We start from the raw sequence: 19,276 nt of genomic DNA, 5'->3' as shown, positions 1-19,276 counted from the left end.
TTAAAATTAGATGACTAATGAGCAACAAATTAATAACGCAAACCAATTTACTATAACAATAGTATACTCCTGTAAAATGAAAAAGTTAGAATTTTTGTTACAAACAAGAAATATAAATCTTTATTCATAGTACATATTACTATACCGGCGTTAATACTGATCTTATAATGGGCATTATATATTATGATACAAGATCACAATACAGATCTAAAACACGAAGAACATACTGAAAGGTTAAAAGCTTTACAAAATAAGTTAGGAAACTTATCCGGTTTCTTGACAACAATGCGTTCTGATAACAATGAGGAATACAAAAAAATTTCCAATGATTTAAAAATTTTAATGAAACAAATTAATACTATAAGAAAAAACATGGAAATATATTTTGTTATTATATTAATATTAATGTTTATTATAATTCAGAAAATGTTGTGGACCACCGGTTTCAAGTACTAATCTTTCTCTTTTAACAACTTTATTTTAGGTTCTAAGAACTCCTGTTTAATAATTTCTGCAGCTATATAAGAAGGTACAGCGTCATCTCGATCACTTGATACAAGCGAATTTTCCAAGCTAAGCCTGTGTTCAAGTACTTTTGTACACCTAGCTAGCTTACCTTTAAATTCATCGTGTCTAAAACTTTCTGAATTTAGCTGTAATCGGTTTGACTTAAATCCTAATTGCTGCAAAATTTTTTGGCTTTCTATTACCTGCTCACAAGCTTTCTTAGAATTAAATAATAACTCTTGAAGCTTATTACTAATAAGATTAGCTAGGCAATTAAATTGGATAAATTCCGGAATTATTTCTTTATCGGCTATAATATTTATCAACGTAACATATTTTATTTTTATCAATAGCCTGATAATAAAAAAGCTTATAAGATTAACTTTATAAGCCACAATCATAGGAGTACCGGAAGCTGCTATCTCTAAAGTATTAGTACCGGATTTTGCTAAAGCTACATCCGCAACAGCATAAGTTTTAAGTCTCTCACTTGAAAATAAATAATTAAACTTAACATCTTCTAGAAACGGTTTTATTATTGCCTCATGAGCAGGATTTGCAAGAGTAAATATAACTTTAAGATTATTACAACTCTTGAATACTTCTTCAATAGAAGAAACAAAAACCGATAAATGCCTTAGAATCTCATCCTTTCTACTACCAAGAGTAACACACAAAACTCTCTCATTCTCATCTATTTTAAACTCTTCACGTAAAGCTATTTTATCACTATAAAACTCTTGCTCCATAATCGGATGACCTATATATCTACAATCAAGACCGACTTTAGTAAAATATGGAGGTTCAAACGGTAGTAAAGCAAATAAACAATCATAAATTTTAGCGTATTTTACTGCCCTACCCTCTTTATATGCCCAAACTGACGGTGCAACGATATGAATCATTTTCAGCTTTGGTAAAAGTTTCCTTACTCGCTTTGCCACACGATAAGTAAACCCTGGTGAATCTATGGTAATTAATAAATCAGCTTTACTATTTATTATATCCTCCACAGTTTTATCAATTAATTTTTTAAGCTTAAAAATATGAGGCAAAATTTCTACAAAACCCATTAAATTTATGGAAGTAATAGGAAATAAGCTTTTAAAGCTACCGGCTTCCTCCATATATTTGCCGCCAACACCAACAAACTGTACAGCGTCATTCACAAAGCTTGATAAAGGTGAATTGAGTTGTACTCCTGTATTGTTTTTTAAATGCTGCATTATACGACCACCTACAAAGTCTCCCGACACCTCACCAGCTATAAAGTAAATTTTTGTCATTAAAGATAGTTATTTTTTAAGGTTCTCAATTTCTGTTTGTAATCGCTCTATTTCTTTTATAGATACTTCAGTAATCTCATGTATTTTTTCTATCGAGTTTTTTTGCATTAACATCTTTTTTGCTATTTTTATACTTTTTGTCACTTCGCCTTCTTGTATACCTTCTTGTTTACCTTTTTTCCTCCCCTACTCTATTCCTTTTGCCATACCTTGTTCTCTAACTTTTTCTTCAGCAGAAACTATATAATCACACGCTTTATAGCTTTTATTCATATAGGCACGATAAATTATTTGCTCTTTAGGAGTCATCTTAAGTATATCAAGACGTTTTGCTACTTTCTTCATATATGGTGATTTAAAATCTTTCTTAACTTCATAATGTTTTACTACATATAGCCATCCAATTCATCTCTTATAACATCATTAAATAATGGTACTGATATTACAATATATTCTGGAAATACATTATATAAATCAAATATTTTACCTCTCATATCTCCCAAAGAAAATTTCATAGGGTGTTTTTTATCAACTTCTCTAAAAATAGTCTTACCGTGATATAAAGGTGCTTTCATATTATCAAAAGGAAAATACAATAAATTAATATGAAATATTTTTTTATAGTAGAATAATCCTCGCTCTTAGAAATACTATCAACTATTAATCTACTAGAATTAAAACAAGCTTTATGCATTAAAAAGATTTGTATAGGATTTATCTATTTCTACTATATATTTATGCCCTTCTTCATCTTCCACAATGACATCTGCTACGCTAGATTTTAAGCTATCATTTTCTTTATTACTGCCACTTTCTAGTAGGGCTTTTATTTTAACAGAACTATAACCAGCATCTTTAAGAATAGCCGAAATAAATCCCTCGACTATTTTATAATCCCCTTTATCTTTTAATAAATATTTTATAGCGTAATCAAAACTTATTATAGCCCTCATATCTCTTTTCTTGAATTAAAAGTACTTTCTCGGCTATATATTCAGATTCTTCCTCAGACAATCAAATCATAATTATAAACATTAATACTAGATACTTCTATATACAAATCAAATCTATCCATAATAGGTCCCGATACTTTCATTTGATAGTCGCTAGCACATTTTGGAGCTTTCATACATTCCTTATAAGAATCGCCTCAATAACCGCATTTACAAGGATTCATAGCTGCTATTAACTGGAAATTTGCCGGATATTTTATATGAGCATTTGATCGTGAGATTAGTATTTCACCGTTTTCAATAGGCTGTCTTCATGCATCAATAACATGCTGTGGAAATTCAGGTAGTTCATCTAAAAATAATACTCCGTTATGAGCTAGCGTAATTTCCCCAGGCTTTACTTTTTTTCCGACACTGCCACCGACCATGGCGGCCAGTGAGCATGAATAATGTGGAGTTCTGCACGGCCTTGCTTTGGTAAGTTTACCGTCTAAAAATTTTCCTGCAATACTTGTAATCGTACTACATTCTAAAATTTCTTTTGTAGACATTTTAGGTAGTATACTGGGAAGACAGGCAGCAAGTCTTGATTTACCGGTTCCGGGAGAACCGAACATTAAAAATTAAAAGGTTATGCCACTTGATGCTGCAATTTCTAAAGCTTGTTTAGCAATTGTTTGACCTTTTATATCTTTAAAATCGGGATAATTTATCGGCTCATCTTGTAGCTTAGCTTCTGGATGAGTTAAAACTTGTGAACCTTTAAAATGATTTACTAGTTCAATTAAATTACCTGCAACAAGTATATTATCATTACCCGACCAAGCAACTTCTGAGCTGTTTTTACTTGAACAAATAAGACCTTTACCTCTAACAGAAGCCCCAATCGCTGCAGGTAAAGCTCCACTTACCAGTCAGCTTGAACCGTCTAATGATAGCTCTCCTATTATCAAATATTCCGCAATTTCAAGTTCAGATAAAATATTCATTGCGGTAAGTATCGCACAAGCAATCGCAAGATCGAAGTGGCTTCCTTCTTTTACTAAATCTGCCAGAGCTAAATTTATTAAAATCTTTTTAGTAGGTAGTGCAAACCCTATAGAAGATAACACTGCTTTAACACGTTAGACTTGCTATATGCCTTATCATGAAATTTTTCTTAAAATGCTATTTTGCTAGGTTGTAGATGTTATTGCATGGATACTACTAAATCGTCATTGCGAGCAGCCATAGGCTGCGTGGCAATCTCATGAAATAATAACTAACTCCTGAGATTGCTTCGTCAATTACTGACGTAATTTCCTCGTAATGATGAAAAATAACAATCCTATCTTAACCATTAATTGAAAAAAACATACTATAGAACAAACTTAGCTAAGTCAAGATTAGTTATTATTTTTGATAATTGATTTTCTACGAATTTATCATCGATAGTTATTTTTTTGCCTTTCATTTCGCTAGCTTCAAAGCTTATATCCTCAAGCAAATTCTCAAGTATAGTATGCAGCCTTCTAGCCCCTATATCTTCGACTTCTAAATTAACGGTGATCGCATAATCCGCTATCTTCTCAATAGCAGAAGCAGCAAATTCAAGATGTACGTCTTCAGTACCTATTAACGCCGAATATTGTTTTATTAAACTAGTTTCAGGCTCAAGCAATATTTTAATCATATCATCTTTGGTAAGCGAATTTAATTCTACTCTAATCGGTAACCTTCCTTGTAACTCCGGTAATAAATCAGAAGGTTTAGCAATATGGAAAGCACCGGAAGCAATAAATAATATATGATCGGTTTTAACCGGTCCATATTTAGTATTAACCGTCGTGCCCTCTATCAAAGGTAGCAAATCTCTTTGCACTCCCTCTCTACTTATTTCGGCATTTTTTGCTCCAGAACTACCAGTTGAAGCTATTTTATCAATTTCGTCAATAAAAACTATACCGTCATTTTCAGCTAAATTTATAGCTTGCTGAATAATTTTTTCTTGGTCTATTAATTTTTCTGATTCTTCAGGTATAAGAATAGCCATAGCATCTTTAACTAGCATTTTTTTTGTTTTAGTCTTACTGCTGCCAAGGGCTCGTCCAATCATATCGCCAAGATTAAGAACGCCCATAGATGCTCCCGGCATACCCGGTATTTCAAAACTTCCACCGCCAACAGGTGTAGTATCAGCTACGCTAATTTCAATTTCCGTATCATCAAGTTCGCCGTTTAAAATTTTTTCTTTGAACTTTTCTCTAGTCTCACTACTAGAAGTTTTACCTACTAAACTATCTAATATTCTCTCGATCGCTTTTTCACGGGCATGAAGATCTACTTTCGTTTTTGCTAAAGTTTTTTCAGTATTAACGGCTATTTCGACTAAATCACGAATTATTGATTCTACATCACGCCCTACATATCCGACTTCGGTAAATTTAGTTGCTTCAATTTTATAGAAAGGAGAATTAGTCAGCTTTGCAAGGCGTCTTGCTATTTCCGTTTTCCCGACACCGGTTGAACCAATCATTAAAATATTTTTCGGTACTATTTCATTACGTAAATTACCTTCTACTCTTTTACGACGACAACGATTTCTAAGTGCAATAGCAACGGCTTTTTTGGCCTTTTCTTGACCTACGATAAATCTATTAAGTTCATTCACTATTTGAGAAGGGGTAAGCCCCATAGGGTCTTTTTTATAAGTAGTTTTAGTAGCTTTCATACAACTTTTTCCATTATAATATTATGATTAGAAAATACACACAAATCTGCAGCTATATTCATAGATTTTAAAGCAATTTCTTCAGCAGTTAAATTATTCTCATAAGACATTAGAGCGCGAGCGGCAGATAGCGCAAATAAACCGCCTGAACCTATTGCTGCCACATTATTTTCAGGCTCTACGACATCACCGTTACCGGTTAAAATTAATATATGACTACGATCAGCAACAATCATCATTGCTTCCAAACGTCTCAAATATTTATCGCTACGCCAATCTTTTGCAAGCTCAACTGCACTTCTAAGTAAATTATACTTATGTTGCTCTATCTTTACTGCAAGTTTTTCAAATAACGCAAGACCATCAGCCGTAGAACCCGCAAAACCGGCAATAATTTTATTATTTGCTATAGTCCGAAGTTTTCGTGCTGTAGATTTTAGTACGGTATTACCATGCGAGACTTGTCCATCTGCTGCTATAATTATTTCTTCGTTCTTTTTTAAACAAAGTATTGTTGTACCATGTAAGGCTAAATTATCTGACATAATATAAAATTTATTGATATTAAGTTGTTAATTAAGTACTATTAGAATGACTGTTAAGTAGACGAATAGACGAAGTTTAATTTGGAAAAGAGCAAGGAGTCTGTAAGCCGAGGAGCGGAGCGTATATTAATACATGAGCATCCGAGGACTTACCAAAACGACGTAGCCAATTTTCCAAATTAAACGAGTATACTTGACTAATCCAATTTAATTAATTATTGTCCCTTGAATTTTCAAGGCTTAAACTTAAATAATGAATATATACGCAATATACATTAACTCCACACAAAAAAATAATAATTTTATTGTTATTGCAGAAGGCTTTTCATGGATAGCGGCTCTTTTAAGTATATTTTGGGCATTATACCATAAAATGTGGTTAATTGTTGCTATTACCGTAATAGCGAATATAATCGTTACAGCAATTAATATCGAAGAGTTAAAGTTTATATTTAAGATAGTCTTAATATTAGGCTTCGGCTTTTTTGCTTCAGATATTAGAGAAAATTATTTAAAAAGAAATAATTACCGACTAGAAGATATAATAATTGCCAACTCTCGAATTGAAGCTGAATTAAAATTTCTAAAACGTAGTATGCTTGTTTAACAGAAACGTGGTTTCATAAATATTAAATCGTCATTGCGAGCAGTCGTAGACTGCACAGCAATCCAGAAAAAAAATTAAAGAAATGCTAAAATTAGAATTTCTTACTGGATTGCTTCGTCAAAACTTACATTTTTTACTCGCAATGACGGAAAATCAAGCCATACAATAAAGCTTTTAACAGGAATAAAATGATGTATAACAAAGAAAATGTTTTTGCAAAAATCATAAGTAAAAATCTTTCGGCAGAAATAATTTATGAAGACGAACAAATTTTAGCATTCAAAGATATAGCACCCGTAGCACCTGTACATATTATCGTTATACCTAAAAACGAATATATAGATTATGCCGATTTCATCTCTAAAGCTTCTATAGACGAAATAAAACATTTTTTTGCTAAACTTTCTGATATAGCAAATGAAGCGGGTTTAGATAAAGACGGTTATCGTTTAATAACTAATAAAGGCGAGAAATCGGGACAAACTATTTTTCATTTCCATTTCCATATTATCGGAGGTGAAAAACTCATTGGATTAATAAATAATGACTAAAAAATACAATATTGCAGTAATCGGAGCTACAGGAAATGTAGGGCGTGAAACTCTCAATATTCTAGCTGAGCGTAATTTCCCCATTAATAAAGTTTATGCTATAGCTTCAGATAACTCTCTAGGACGGGAAGTAAGCTTTGGAGAAAAAATACTACAAATTAATAGTTTAAAAAGTTTACATTTTGACGATATCGATATTGCTTTTTTTTGTGCAGGTTCAGAAGTTTCAAAAGAATTTATACCAAAAGCTACTGCTAGTAATTGTGTAGTTATCGACAAATCCTCACTTTTTAGAGTTGATAATCAAGTGCCGTTAATTGTACCTGAGGTTAATTTATCAACACTTAAAAAGTTTAATACTAAAAATATCATAGCTAACCCTAACTGTATCGTCATTCCGCTTGCAGTAGCATTAAAACCGCTAGATAATGAAATAAAGATAAAAAGAGTAGTGATATCTACTTATCAATCAGTATCAGGAGCAGGTAAAGCAGGAATGGACGAACTCTACGACCAAACAAAATCTAAATATGTTTTTGGAGAGAATGATCCTAAGAAATTTCCAAAACAGATTGCATTTAATCTTTTTCCTCATATAGGTGATTTAAATAAAGATGGCTATACAAGTGAAGAAGCAAAAATTGCTTCTGAACTAAACAAAATTATAGGTAATCACTTTAAAGCTAGCGTTACTTCTGTTAGAGTACCAGTATTTATCGGTCATTCTATATCGGTTAACATAGAATTTAAAGACAAAATTGATGCCAAAGAAGTCGAAGAAATATTACAAGATGCCGATGGAATTGTTACAATTTCTAATAATAATTACCTTGCGTATATCTCACCCGTTGAAGTGGTAGGCGAAGATGCCGTATATGTCTCCCGAATTAGAAATGACGTAAGTAGAGATAATACGATAAATCTATGGATCACATGTGATAACTTACGTAAAGGAGCAGCTTTAAACAGTGTTCAAATTGCTGAAGAATTAATTAATAATTATTTATAATATAACTAATATGGATAATAAAAATAATAATCTAAATAACAAAAACCCGCTAGTAATAGCATTAGGCGAATGTAGAACAACTTTTTGGATAGTCTTTTGGTTTGCTTTTGTAATCAACTTACTAATGTTAATTACTCCTCTTTACTCACTACAAGTTCTTGATAGAGTCCTTGGAAGCGGTAATCTACAAACATTATTATTTTTATCAATAATAATCGCATATATTTATTTTGTTTACGGATTATTACAAATTGCTCGTTCTTTTACACTTATAAAGGTAGGAGAATGGCTTGATAGAACAGTAGCTCCCGTAATTTTTGCTTCTTCAATTTCTGCAGCTGCAACACGAGCAAATATGGGTTCTAGCCAATTATTACGTGATTTTCAAGCCGTCAAAACATTCCTAACAAGTACCGGAATTAATACTTTATTCGATGCCCCTTGGAGCCTTATCTATATTGTGGTTATTTTTTCAATTCATCCATATATCGGTCTTATTACCGTTTTTGGTGCAATTATAATAGTTTCAACCGCTTTCTTTAACGCTGCAGCTACTAATAAAACACTCGGTGAAGCTACCGAATTTTCGATAAAAGGTATGACACAAGCCGATATTGCAAACAGAAATGCAGAAGCAATTGAAGCAATGGGAATGATGAAGAATGTTACAAAAAATTGGCATAAATTTAACATATTAGCACTTGATAAGCAATCGGTTGCTAGCTATCGTAACGGTGTTATTTCTAACTTTTCAAGGTTTATCCGTAATATAATGCAAATGGCTGTTACCGGAGTCGGTGCTTACATTGTTGTCAAATCTCACAGTGCAGATATGACTCCCGGTAATATGATTATGAGTTCTATCATAGTCGGTAGAGCTCTTGCTCCTTTCGATAATGCTATTGATTTATGGAAAAGTATGAGCGGTGCTATTAAATCATACAAAAACATTAATAATTTATTTAACACTTATTCTTCTAGAGACGAAACGATGCCAATTCCGAACGTTGATGGTCATCTTACTGTTGAAAATATTTATTATGCTCACCCTATACCGAAATATTTACCGCAACCTCCCGTACCGAAATATATCTTAAAAGGCGTTAGTTTTGCAGTACAACCGGGCGAAGTTTTAGCAATTATCGGTCCTTCGGCTACAGGAAAATCAACTTTAGCTAAAATCATAGTCGGGGTATGGAAAGAATCATCAGGTTCCGTACGTTTAGATAGTGCTGAAATTTATCGTTGGAATAGAGAAGATTTCGGTAGACATGTCGGCTATCTTCCTCAAGGAATAGAACTTTTTAGCGGTAGTATTAAACAAAATATAGCTAGAATGGAAGAAGATGCCGATCCGCAAAAAGTTATTGAAGCAGCTAAAATAGCCGGAGCTCATGAAATGATATTAAGATTCCCTGACGGTTATGATTCTGATATTGGTCCTGCAGGCTCGAATCTATCAGGTGGTCAAAGACAGCGTATCGGGCTTGCTAGAGCTTTTTACGGTAATCCAAAACTCATCATTTTAGATGAGCCTAATGCTAATTTAGATGAGGCAGGTGAAGTGGCCCTTGCAAGTGCCTTAAAACAAGCAAAACTTAAAGGAATAGCAGTTCTTGTAATTTCACATAGACCATCCGTATTATCCGTTGTTGATAAAATTCTAATATTACAGGATGGAGCCGTTGCAGTTTACGGAACGGAAGAAGAGATTCAAAAACACTTTAAAACTTTAAAAAGCGGTACAATTCATATTAAATCGTGACTTGATTGGCATTGTTGCATGGCTTCCAAATCATCATTGTGAGCGAACGTTAGTAAGCGTGGCAAGCTCATGAATTCTATCAAGATTGCTTCGTCAATTACTACGTCATATCCTCGCAATGACGCAAAATACAAACAATGCTGACTAAATATAATAATGATTAAATATTATGCAGGACTTAAAACACAATAAACCTCAAATTACTCCGGCACAATTAAAACAATTATTGTCCTTAAGAGAAGATGCGTTAAACCTTAAAGGTCAAAGTTCTAAACGTAAAGCTTTAATAAATACTGCATTAAAGAAAATCTCTCATACTATAGAACTCTTATTAGTAAAACTTGATAGGTTTGTTAATTTTATTACCAAGAAAACCGATAAAGATCGTAATAACGTAGCCCAAGCTGCAAGGTCACCTATACTTTTCGGTATTTATGTTATTATCTTTTTAGTATTAATGGGCGGATTATGGTCGGCTCTTGCTCCGCTTGATAGTGGTGCTGTAGCTGTCGGTATCGTAATGCCAAGCACAAATAAAAAAACGATTCAACATCATGAAGGCGGAATAATCAATGCTATTTATGTGAAGCAAGGTGATAAAGTCAAAGAAGGCGATAAATTAATAGAGCTTGAAGAAACTAGAATAAAAAGCGAACATGAAAATATTCTTAGTCAGTACCGTAATTTTTTGGCAACTGAAAATCGTTTAATTGCCGAACGTGATCATTTAGAACAAATCGCATTCTCTGATTTTCTAATGCAGGATATCAATTTACCAGAAGTAGCTAAAATAATTCATACGCAGGAAAATTTATTTAGATCTAGAAAAGAAGTATATAACTCAGAGAAAGATGCATTACATCAAAATATTGCTCAACTTGAGAAAAAAATTGAAGGTTTAGAAGCCAAAAAAGTTGCCGCCTCCAAAACTGCTGAAGTTTATCAAGACCGTTTAAAAGCTTTAAGAACGTTAAAAGAAAAAGGCTTTGTACAAAAAGCAGCCTTATTAGACCAAGAGGCAAAAGTCGCCGCTTCAAAAAGCGATGTTGCAACAACTGAAGCCGAAATAGCAGGAATACGCCATGCTATTACCGAAACTCAAATTAAAATTATAAATCAACAAAATAAATACACTGAACGGACTTTAACAGAGCTTCGTGAAGCTCAAGTACAAACCGCATCTCTTAAAGAAAAATATAATGCCCTGACGGATTCGCTTAATCGTGTGATAATCAGATCACCTGTTGACGGTATAGTTAATAATTTAAAATATCACACAATAGGCGGTGTTATAAGTCACGGACAACCTATTATGGAAATTTCGCCAACTAATGACCCATTAATAATAGAGGCAAAGGTATCTCAAAAAAACATTGACTCAGTACATGAGGGATTAGTTGCAAAAATACGTTTCAGTGCATTTAAATCAAGAACAACTCCAACATTTACCGGTAAAGTAGTAAGCATATCTCCCGATATCGTACAAGATGAAAGACAGCATCCAGGACAACAGCAAGATAATTATTATGTTGCAAGAGTTGAAATCGATATGGATGAATTTAACAAAGTTGCTAAAATTAAAAATCTTGAATTACACCCCGGTATGCAAGCTGAGGTACAAATCGTAACAGGTACTAGAACACTACTTAGATATTTACTTGATCCCGTTACTGATACTGCATTTAAAGCTTTCAGAGAAAAATAGATAATTTGAAAATTTTAAGTTAGATAACTTTACAAAACCTAAATATTTACAATATTTATTAAAAATTCTTAATCCTTTATTGACTTTGAATCAAAAGCAGTATAGCTTATTTTGTAATCTAATTAATATATAAAGGTTATGTTAGGCTACGAAAAAGAACAAAGAAGCTTAAATACAGAACAAAAACAAGCAGTCGGATTACTTTCTATAGGTACATTTCTAGAGTATTTTGACCTTATGCTTTATGTGCATATGGCGGTGCTTTTAAATAATTTATTTTTTCCGGAATATGATCCTTTCACTTTTTCGTTGCTTACTGCCTTTTCTTTCTGTTCTACCTATTTGCTAAGACCTATAGGAGCATTAATATTTGGGTATATAGGCGATCATTTTGGACGTAAGATTGTAGTTGTTTTAACTACACTATTAATGGCTATTACTTGTGTGATTATAGGTAGCATGCCAACATATGCACAGATAGGTATAACAGCCTCTTGGGTTCTTACTATATGTCGTATAATTCAAGGTATGTCAGCAACTGCAGAAGCACGAGGTGCAGAGCTGTACTTAACCGAAAATTCATTTCCTCCTATACAATATCCATTAGTAACAATTATAACCGTATTTTCTGCCGTAGGCACTACGGTAGCACTAGGTATTGCATCAATTTTTACTAATCAAAATATTTATCACCATGAGTCAAGTTGGCGTATAGCCTTTTTCGTTGGTGCAACTATCGCTTTTGTAGGTACTATTGCAAGGACTAGTTTAAAAGAAGCAGATGCATTTTCAAATAAAAGAAACAAATTAAAACTAAGACTTCAAGAAAATAATATTATGCTTGAAGAAATTGACAAAGATATTCTAGATCAAAAAGTTCCAAACACCACCTCTATTTGGTATTTCTTTATCCAGTGTGCTAGACCACCGTGTTTTTATTTCGTATATATATATTGTGGTGATATATTAAAAAGAGAATGCGGATTTACTCCAAATCAAATTATAAATCAAAATTTTTGGGTATCTATAATAGATTTACTCGGTATTATCGGTCTTGCATTTATTAGCTATAAAATCCATCCTTTAAAAATCCTAAAGGTAAAATTATATCTATTTTTTACCTCTCTCATTTTTTTTCCTATAATGTTAAATTATAACCCTACTCCTTTATATATTTTTATTTTTCAATGTTTAGCTGCATTATTCGTATTTGATCACGTACCAGCAGCTCCTATATTTTATAAATATTTTCCGGTTTTTAAGAGATTTACATATACTAGTATGATAAGTGCAATAGCAAAATTATTTACTTATATTATAACGTCATTTGGTTTAGTTTATATTACCAATTATCTAGGATATTGGGGATTATTTTTAATTTTCATTCCGGTAGGTATAACTTTTTTTATGGGAGTAACTTATTTTGAGAAAATGGAAACGAATCGAAATTTATAATTTTATTAAAAGTAGAATTTATATTAAATTTTAAATTATTTTTATAACATTCAGCATATATAAGCTCTGAAACTGAAGGTATTTCAAGTATTTCACTTAACACTAAAAAGCTTTTTAATGTCTCTTTAATTATTTTATTAGCTTTTTCAGGCGATTTTGCTTCCAAAGTTTGTAAATTATGTATTCTATCAAAAAGTTTTATAAGAGCAGTATCGTATCTTTTTTGTTTAATTAATAACATAAGACTTTTCTCGCTACTTATTTTGCCCCAAGGTTTAATTCTAGTTAGACCTGCTACATGCTTTGCTACTTCTTCATCAAAAAGATTGCTAATCATTTCTTCAGTAAGTTCAGTATCTTCAATAGTATCATGAAGTAATGCAGCTTGTAGCATTCTAAAAGTAAAGAGTTTAGGCACTTCTTTTGCTACAAATTCCGCTACCATAATTGTTACTGCGATTGGATGAGAATAATAAGGGTCACCTGATTGACGCACTTGCTCACCATGATATTTACGAGCATAATAAATACCTTTTTGAACTTCTCTAATATCGATAGGTTGTTTTACTTGGGTATTTAAAAATAAAAGCCTTTCGATTAATTGATCTGAATATTTACAGCTTTCAAAATTTTTTTCCCAATATTCTATATCTTTCATAAAATCGTCCCATTATATATATATATATTATTTTATTGGTTTTTTTTATGATTATCTTTTATATTTTCTTTTTAAAATCCAATTATTATTTATTAAAAATCTCTATATTTAATAAATTTTCCATTTTTAATGCTAAAAAATAACTATATATTAAAAATAGTTTTTTACAAAGGTTTATATGTCATCCTTAACTATCACCTACATTTTTCTCATTACAACAATATTTCTTTTTCGTCTGTATGGCTGAGGAAGTATTCTTTCAAGGGTTTTTACAAAGAACATTACAAAATCTTTTACCAAAACAGCAGATTTTAGCTGTTATTATAGCATCTTTAATATTTGGGATCACATATTTTCAAGGCAGACTAATATATAGCTTTAAGCACTATATGCGGTTTTTTCTATGGTTATGCATATTATAAAACAGACAAAATATTATGCTCTGTGATAGTTCATTTCGGTCTAAATTTATGCCATGTATTATTATTTACTTATCCTGCTCTTAAAAACTTTGTGAAATAAATGTAATTTTAATAGACAAAGTTATAGAGTTTTTTTATTTACAAATAGTAAATATAATAACTAAGTTTTATGAATAAAGACATCCCTACGGATTTATTACCTTCAGAATATGAGTTAGCAAGCTCTAGTAATGCTGCTTTGACCCTATTTTTAATGGAAGCAACCTTATTATTCTTGTTTGGTTATTGCTGCTACTGTTGTTTCAATAATGAGCAAAAAGATATGGGGCTTGAATTAATCGGTGATCACCACGAACATGATGAATAATATTTTTTAATTATTGCATGGTTCTTAATGTCATTCCTGCGAAAGGCTTGCCTACGTGGCTCGAAAATAGTTATTGCAAGGAAATTATGTAATAATTGATGAAGCAATCTAAGAAGTTTGTTATTATTGCATGAGATTGCCATGCAGTCTACGACTGCTCGTAATGACATGGTGGTATCCACGCAGGCAATACTCAACCTACAATTTACTTGGATCAAAGCTAAAATTAATCTCTTTCCAATAGTGAAAGCGTGCAGAGTCAAGGTTTTCGATAGGGCTTGCTTGCCATACCGCTCTAATTGCATTATCTGCCAAAGCTTCACAAACACTAGCCGGAATATTAGGACAGATTTTTTTGTTAACCTTTGCCTGCTCAACATTACCTGCTTTATCTAGCGTAATACTAATAATGACTTTTACCTTATTATTACCTCTAACTCCTGCCGGTACATTACTCCAATGTCTTTCAATCTGTCTTTTTATCAAAGATGTTTCACTATCAGAAAGAGGCAGCCCATCCGTATAAACCCCTTTAGCTTCTTTTGCATTATCAGCTTTTTTTGACCTTTGATGCTTATTGGATTTTACATTATCCCCTTCCGAAGATTGCTCTAAATGCTTCAGCAAAGAATCAAGCTCATCGGTTTTAGGCTCTTTTTTCTTCACCTCTTTAGATTTCTCAACCGGTTTCGTTTCCTCTTTCTTTTCTTCGAGCTTCTTCTTTTCTTCTGCTTGTTTTTTTTCTTCTTCTTTAGGTTTTGCTTCCTTTACTTCTTCTTTCTTCGCAGGTAATGCTTCTTTTGCTTCTTCAGACTTTGGTTCTTCTATAGGTTTTTTCTCTTCTATTTTAGGCTTTTCTTCCATTGTTTTAGCCTCAGGCTCTTTTGATTTTTCTTCTTTAGGCAAATCTTGCGGCTCTTCTTTTGGCTTACTCTGCTCAGATTTTTTAGCGTCTTCGTTTTCTATAGGGGCTTCTTTTTGCTTTGTCTGAGTGATAATATTTGATTTATCGCTAACAGGTAACATTTCAAAAGTTATGGTTTGCTCTTCCGGTAATTTTTCAAAAAGTGACGGCATACCGAATAGAAAAAAATATAAAAGAAGTAAGTGCAGAACAACAGAGAAGCTAAGGAAAACCGTAAAATTATCCTTATTTTGATTACTTTTCATTATTTTTAATATTTGAAATAAGAGCTACACGAGAAAAGCCGGCAGCATGAATTTCGGCAACTATCTCTACTACCTGCCCATAAGAAACATTTCTATCGCCTCTTACAAAAATTCTAGCATCCTTTTTTTCTTTAGTGATATTTGCAAGCTTGTCGGTTAAATGCATTCTTTCTATTGGAATTTCAAGTAAGAAAATTTTGCCTTTATTATTGATAGTAACAACCAAAGGCTCATCCTGATCTGAAATCGGGCTTGAATTTGTCTCAGGCAAATCCACATTTACTCCTGACACAAGCATTGGAGAAGTAATCATGAAAATAATTAATAGCACAAGCATCACGTCAACAAGCGGCGTAACGTTAATTTCGCTCACTACCGCTCTTTTACTTTTTCTATTACTTCCGGCAAGCTTTATAGCCATTACATTTTCTCCTGATCAATTGCCTTAGAAAGTATAGAGTTTAACTCACTAATAAAATCTTCAATCTTATTATTGATAAGAGTAATACGGGAAATCAGATAATTATAAAAAATTACTGCCGGAATAGCGGCAAATAAGCCTATCGCAGTTGCAAGTAACGCCTCAGCAATTCCGGGAGCTACTACGGCAAGAGAAGTATTTTTTGAAGTAGCAATCGATTGGAAGCTATGCATAATCCCCCAAACGGTACCGAATAAACCTACGAAAGGAGCACTTGATCCAACAGTTGCCAAGAAGCTTAAATTTTTCTCGAGCTTTTCGACTTCCCTATTTTGAGCTAAATACATTGCACCCGTTATACGCTCTTTATGGTTGTTTTTTAAGCCTTCAGAAAGCCCTTTAGTGCTTAAGCTTTTACACTCATCCATAGCTGAGACAAAAATTAAAGCTAGCGGATTATTAACCGACCTCTTTATGCTTTCATATAATTGCTCTAATACTCCACCGGACCAAAACACATTTTCAAATGCCCGCATGCTTTTCTGCACTTGCACTAGCTTAAATATTTTATCCAAAATAATAGCCCATGACCAAATAGAGGCAATAAGCAACATCAGCATAACTGACTTACCGATAATGTCGGAGGAGCTTATTAAAGAAAAAATCGATAAATGATCTTGCGTCATGACTTCTAAACCGTCGCTAATATTAGTATCTGCACTCATTGAATATATATTATTTAAATTATTCTAAAATTAAATAATATATTCATATTTTATTTTTGTCATTAGGTTATGTGAAAAATTTTAGTAATCAATTTAGTATGGCTTTTGAAAAACACTTCAGTGTCATACCGTGGCTTGACCACAGTATCCAGAAAACAACTAAAAATACTAATATTATTAGTATTTTTAACTGGATTCTGTGAACAAATCACGAGGTGATACATATTTTTATTAATTTAATACCTCTTGACTTATGTCAATTTTTCATATAAAATACTGCTCTTAAATTTAATCTAAAGTTGTACATGAAATTAATTCAATATTTAAAAAAACTTGAATCTATAGCTTTTGGTCCACGGCTCATTATTTACCTCAGACGAATTAGAAACTGAGCTGTTTGATATAATCATTCAAACTCAAGAAAATAAAAAACATTTTAATAAAGAGTTATTTATATTATCTAATAACGTTATTGAAAGAGAAAAGAGAAGAGATAAAGCAATCAGAAGTTGCTGTTATTTTTTCTTCGGACTATAGAGCAAATTTATATTCTATATTTACTTGGTTAACTAACTTTCAGTTAGAACAATATGCTAGATTTATATTAAATCTTTCAAAGAATTATAAGGACTATGAAGATTATTTTTTACAAGAAAAACAACAAGACAGATATTCAAAAATCAAAGCTTTTAATAATGTTCAAGATCAGAAATTCTTGGCGAGAAAATATTTCAATTTATCAAAGCACGAACAATCAAGTAATTACCCATTGTTTCAAAAAAATACTTTAAAATTGCAAAAATATTTAGAATATCCTTATGAATATAATACTGCAATTGATAAATCTGAATTTTTAGGTTCTGTAGATAGCTATTAATTATTCTTGTGATAATATATAAAATTATATATTAATAAAACAATCATTTATTAAGAAAATTAATATGCTGAAATCAGAAAATATACAAAAATCCGATAAAACTCCTAAAGTTATAAGTAAAGACACGTTTTTTAGACCTTATGGCCTTCCATCTTATTCTATTTACTATATGGATAACGACACAACTATATATCGTGAATCTGAATCACCTCATCATTATGATAAAGTTAAAATGATAGGTCATGATACCGGATAATTTCATAAATATTTTACTGGATTTGGGTTTGAATAGACATTACTTAGAAAGAATTGCTTTGTGAGTTAATTGAGCCTCTCGATGTCATTCCTAGCTAGAAGCAGAAATCCAGTAATAAAAAGTTCATACACTATAAGTTTTTAATAATAATTCTATGTAAAATTTTAAACCTTTCCTATCACATTGTAGCAGTTCTTAAGCCCAACTAATACTAAATTATATTCATGAACAATGCAGCGCCTTCAATTACTTTTAAGCTTGATATTATCACGGTTTATAACACCCTCAATATATTATCAGAAAGTAACATAAGAAATTTTAGAAAAAAACTTTTCCAGTCTTGATTTAGTAGAAATGGATAAAAACTTTTCATCTATACCAACTGTTGGTGCCGCTATAGAAGTAATGCATTATATATTTGGACATTTAAATAGTGCAAAATCTACAGTAAGTAGAAAGAAAGCTACAGAAATTAAGCATTCACTAATACATAAATTAATGCCTAATTATCCATATGAAAGTTACACAAATCATGAATTGTTGAAAAATTATGAAATAATACAGAGACCAGGCTTTTTTGAATATCAATTAGATGATGAACTCATAAAATGGATGCCGGATAAAATCATTTTTATACCACCTGATACGCTAACCAAAATTCAAATAATGAGTCTCGCCTTTCAATGTAGTATATTAAATAGACACAATGAAGCTGCTAAAGAGATATTTAAATGTATAATTGCAGCAATAAATCTATATTTTAATTACTTTGCAAAAGAAGTTGAACAATATAGCAAATGTGCAGAATATCTACTCCCCGTACTAAAGCTTATTGAACCGGAATCTAAGCTTAAAATTACCCAAGCACTAGTACCGTATATAAAATCCAGCTTAGATTTGTCAGGTCAATTCTCTGATTTATTAATGGAAAATAAAAATTTTGAAGGGGTAAAAGCTTTACTTGAAGAATCTATTTTTTCGTTAAATACTAATACTGAAAATCAGGTTTTAGCCTAGTGGTATTATAGAACAGGGCGTGTTTATGAAGAAACCGGGAGCTATGATATGTCCACTAAATGTTATGAACATGCTTTTGTGCTTCTACCTACACATCCAACAGCAGCCTATCATTTATGGTCTAATTATAGAATACAAGGCAAATGTGATAAAGCTAATGACTTAATACAATATGTGCCGATAGAATATATAAAATACATTCTAGAAATAACTAATCTATATGAAATTTCTTATAAGACGTTAGATGTAATAAAAAAAATCCCTTAGTGC

Annotated in this window: 22 protein-coding genes and 3 pseudogenes; 14 read left to right on the top strand and 11 right to left on the bottom strand. The window is 31.9% G+C overall.

Annotation, left to right across the window (positions count from 1 at the left end; genetic code table 11):
- Nucleotides 1–183: 183 nt before the first annotated feature.
- Entirely contained in the window at nt 184–456 is a 273-nt protein-coding gene (locus tag RJP_RS02375; RefSeq protein WP_014014139.1) for a hypothetical protein, read from the top strand.
- On the opposite strand, the gene lpxB is transcribed toward RJP_RS02375, so the two are convergent.
- The 7 genes and pseudogenes from lpxB to hslV form a co-directional block, all read right to left on the bottom strand.
- Complete coding sequence (gene lpxB / locus RJP_RS02370) at nt 453–1,793, bottom strand: lipid-A-disaccharide synthase (RefSeq protein ID WP_014120683.1); 1,341 nt, start codon at nt 1,791–1,793, stop codon at nt 453–455. The two genes, RJP_RS02375 and lpxB, sit on opposite strands and share 4 nt — an antisense overlap.
- A gap of 9 nt (nt 1,794–1,802) precedes the next feature.
- Nucleotides 1,803–2,389: pseudogene (locus RJP_RS11270) on the bottom strand (hypothetical protein).
- A gap of 90 nt (nt 2,390–2,479) precedes the next feature.
- Nucleotides 2,480–2,746 (bottom strand): PD-(D/E)XK nuclease family transposase, encoded by a 267-nt coding sequence (locus tag RJP_RS02355; RefSeq protein ID WP_024704499.1) that lies wholly within the window; start codon nt 2,744–2,746, stop codon nt 2,480–2,482.
- Nucleotides 2,747–2,799: 53 nt separating this feature from the next.
- Nucleotides 2,800–3,363 (bottom strand): annotated as a pseudogene (locus RJP_RS10305) (ATP-binding protein).
- A gap of 297 nt (nt 3,364–3,660) precedes the next feature.
- Nucleotides 3,661–3,858 (bottom strand): magnesium chelatase domain-containing protein, encoded by a 198-nt coding sequence (locus tag RJP_RS10300; protein WP_225981194.1) that lies wholly within the window; start codon nt 3,856–3,858, stop codon nt 3,661–3,663.
- A gap of 245 nt (nt 3,859–4,103) precedes the next feature.
- Nucleotides 4,104–5,456 carry an ATP-dependent protease ATPase subunit HslU gene (gene hslU, locus RJP_RS02335; RefSeq protein WP_014014135.1) on the bottom strand — a complete coding sequence of 451 codons (1,353 nt, stop codon included), beginning with the start codon at nt 5,454–5,456 and terminating at the stop codon, nt 4,104–4,106.
- Nucleotides 5,453–6,001 (bottom strand): ATP-dependent protease subunit HslV, encoded by a 549-nt coding sequence (gene hslV, locus RJP_RS02330; protein ID WP_014014134.1) that lies wholly within the window; start codon nt 5,999–6,001, stop codon nt 5,453–5,455. Before hslV ends, hslU begins: the two co-directional genes overlap by 4 nt.
- Before the next feature lie 81 nt (nt 6,002–6,082).
- Here hslV and RJP_RS07595 point away from each other — a divergent pair, with 81 nt between their 5' ends.
- The 7 genes from RJP_RS07595 to RJP_RS02300 all read left to right on the top strand — a co-directional run bounded on the left by RJP_RS07595 (nt 6,083) and on the right by RJP_RS02300 (nt 13,093).
- Nucleotides 6,083–6,184: a palindromic element RPE5 domain-containing protein gene (locus RJP_RS07595; RefSeq protein ID WP_014014133.1), complete on the top strand. Its 102-nt coding sequence runs from the start codon at nt 6,083–6,085 to the stop codon at nt 6,182–6,184.
- A gap of 70 nt (nt 6,185–6,254) precedes the next feature.
- Entirely contained in the window at nt 6,255–6,608 is a 354-nt protein-coding gene (locus RJP_RS02325) for a DUF2628 domain-containing protein (protein ID WP_014120682.1), read from the top strand.
- Between the two features lie 191 nt (nt 6,609–6,799).
- Nucleotides 6,800–7,159, top strand: a complete 360-nt coding sequence (locus RJP_RS02320) for an HIT domain-containing protein (protein ID WP_024704497.1) — start codon at nt 6,800–6,802, stop codon at nt 7,157–7,159.
- The gene (gene asd, locus RJP_RS02315) at nt 7,152–8,168 is read left to right on the top strand and encodes an aspartate-semialdehyde dehydrogenase (protein ID WP_014120680.1); all 1,017 of its coding nucleotides are present in this window, start codon (nt 7,152–7,154) and stop codon (nt 8,166–8,168) included. Before RJP_RS02320 ends, asd begins: the two co-directional genes overlap by 8 nt.
- Nucleotides 8,169–8,178: 10 nt before the next feature.
- Nucleotides 8,179–9,933, top strand: a complete 1,755-nt coding sequence (locus RJP_RS02310; RefSeq protein ID WP_014120679.1) for a type I secretion system permease/ATPase — start codon at nt 8,179–8,181, stop codon at nt 9,931–9,933.
- 169 nt (nt 9,934–10,102) lie between these two features.
- Nucleotides 10,103–11,638, top strand: a complete 1,536-nt coding sequence (locus RJP_RS02305; protein ID WP_014120678.1) for an HlyD family type I secretion periplasmic adaptor subunit — start codon at nt 10,103–10,105, stop codon at nt 11,636–11,638.
- Nucleotides 11,639–11,776: 138 nt separating this feature from the next.
- On the top strand, nt 11,777–13,093 hold the full coding sequence (locus tag RJP_RS02300) for an MFS transporter (protein WP_014120677.1): 1,317 nt from the start codon (nt 11,777–11,779) through the stop codon (nt 13,091–13,093).
- Here RJP_RS02300 and RJP_RS02295 read toward each other — a convergent pair.
- The gene (locus tag RJP_RS02295; protein ID WP_014120676.1) at nt 13,044–13,751 is read right to left on the bottom strand and encodes an HD domain-containing protein; all 708 of its coding nucleotides are present in this window, start codon (nt 13,749–13,751) and stop codon (nt 13,044–13,046) included. The two genes, RJP_RS02300 and RJP_RS02295, sit on opposite strands and share 50 nt — an antisense overlap.
- Nucleotides 13,752–13,990: 239 nt before the next feature.
- Here RJP_RS02295 and RJP_RS11265 point away from each other — a divergent pair.
- Together RJP_RS11265 and RJP_RS02290 are read left to right on the top strand one after the other, a co-directional pair.
- A pseudogene (locus tag RJP_RS11265) lies at nt 13,991–14,273 on the top strand (lysostaphin resistance A-like protein).
- Between the two features lie 69 nt (nt 14,274–14,342).
- Nucleotides 14,343–14,540 (top strand): hypothetical protein, encoded by a 198-nt coding sequence (locus RJP_RS02290; RefSeq protein WP_014014126.1) that lies wholly within the window; start codon nt 14,343–14,345, stop codon nt 14,538–14,540.
- Nucleotides 14,541–14,738: 198 nt separating this feature from the next.
- Here RJP_RS02290 and RJP_RS02285 read toward each other — a convergent pair whose 3' ends face one another.
- Genes RJP_RS02285 through tolQ form a run of 3 tightly spaced genes read right to left on the bottom strand, consistent with a single transcriptional unit; the run spans nt 14,739 to nt 16,856 of the window.
- The gene (locus RJP_RS02285; RefSeq protein ID WP_014120675.1) at nt 14,739–15,710 is read right to left on the bottom strand and encodes an energy transducer TonB; all 972 of its coding nucleotides are present in this window, start codon (nt 15,708–15,710) and stop codon (nt 14,739–14,741) included.
- Complete coding sequence (tolR, locus tag RJP_RS02280; protein ID WP_014120674.1) at nt 15,700–16,131, bottom strand: protein TolR; 432 nt, start codon at nt 16,129–16,131, stop codon at nt 15,700–15,702. The genes RJP_RS02285 and tolR overlap by 11 nt, the downstream gene beginning before the upstream one ends.
- Nucleotides 16,131–16,856, bottom strand: coding sequence for a protein TolQ (gene tolQ / locus RJP_RS02275; RefSeq protein WP_014120673.1), 726 nt, complete (start codon nt 16,854–16,856; stop codon nt 16,131–16,133). Before tolQ ends, tolR begins: the two co-directional genes overlap by 1 nt.
- Before the next feature lie 472 nt (nt 16,857–17,328).
- Here tolQ and RJP_RS09425 point away from each other — a divergent pair, with 472 nt between their 5' ends.
- From RJP_RS09425 to RJP_RS02255, 4 genes are all read left to right on the top strand, one after another.
- The gene (locus RJP_RS09425; protein WP_014120672.1) at nt 17,329–17,733 is read left to right on the top strand and encodes a hypothetical protein; all 405 of its coding nucleotides are present in this window, start codon (nt 17,329–17,331) and stop codon (nt 17,731–17,733) included.
- A gap of 64 nt (nt 17,734–17,797) precedes the next feature.
- Nucleotides 17,798–17,989 carry a hypothetical protein gene (locus RJP_RS02265; RefSeq protein ID WP_014120671.1) on the top strand — a complete coding sequence of 64 codons (192 nt, stop codon included), beginning with the start codon at nt 17,798–17,800 and terminating at the stop codon, nt 17,987–17,989.
- A gap of 354 nt (nt 17,990–18,343) precedes the next feature.
- Complete coding sequence (locus RJP_RS02260; RefSeq protein WP_014120670.1) at nt 18,344–19,006, top strand: hypothetical protein; 663 nt, start codon at nt 18,344–18,346, stop codon at nt 19,004–19,006.
- Nucleotides 19,007–19,054: 48 nt separating this feature from the next.
- Complete coding sequence (locus tag RJP_RS02255; protein WP_037215277.1) at nt 19,055–19,273, top strand: hypothetical protein; 219 nt, start codon at nt 19,055–19,057, stop codon at nt 19,271–19,273.
- The last annotated feature ends 3 nt before the right edge of the window (nt 19,274–19,276 follow it).

This window comes from Rickettsia japonica YH, from assembly GCF_000283595.1.
Lineage (GTDB): Bacteria > Pseudomonadota > Alphaproteobacteria > Rickettsiales > Rickettsiaceae > Rickettsia > Rickettsia rickettsii.
The sequence above is the reverse complement of the archived record's forward strand: the minus strand, read 5'-3'. Positions and strand labels throughout refer to the sequence as shown.